This is a genomic window from Phaeodactylibacter luteus (assembly GCF_007993045.1).
GTDB classification, from domain to species: domain Bacteria; phylum Bacteroidota; class Bacteroidia; order Chitinophagales; family Saprospiraceae; genus Phaeodactylibacter; species Phaeodactylibacter luteus.
The window spans coordinates 1-494 of record NZ_VOOR01000201.1 but is presented as its reverse complement, the minus strand read 5'-3'; the positions used below and the strand labels follow the sequence as shown (position 1 = coordinate 494).

General features: G+C 45.7%; 1 protein-coding gene. It reads right to left on the bottom strand.

Features of this window, described 5'->3' with window-relative positions; translation table 11 throughout:
* Window positions 1-292 (bottom strand): hypothetical protein (locus FRY97_RS23050; RefSeq protein ID WP_211356965.1); only part of this gene is annotated, 292 nt, incomplete at its 3' end.
* Window positions 293-494: the final 202 nt, after the last annotated feature.

Here is a 494-nt window from a genome sequence, read left to right as displayed (position 1 = left end):
TTGAAAAAAGGCCTGACCCCCAGGATTCATAGGATTTCTGTGGGGTGCCGAGCTTTTTGTGCCATAGGATTTCTCCTTCAAGGCTAAGTTTTAAAAAAAGATGGCCAACAGAAAAGATACTATCTGTTTCATGGGTAATTACTCCTATAGCATAGTAGCAGCTATCAGTAGGCAAAACTTCTGTGATATTCAGAAAAGGGTATCCTGTATCTATTCTTTTGTTAAAAGTAGTGGTTTGTGCAAATGTAGTGCTGCACAATATCAGTAACAGGTGCCAAAGAAAGTTTTTCATAATAGAGGGGAAATTTGGAGCGCCGGTTTTAGCAGCCTTACTAAAACCGGCGCTATAGAATGGTTAGTCAATCAGCAGTACTTTCAATGCGGGAGAGCGGTAGCCCCCCTGCTGCAGGATGCAATAGTACAGCCCGCGCTGCTGCCCGGCCGTTTGCCATACCTGCTGTCGGGTACCCAGCCCGCAATTGAGCGTAGCGGTG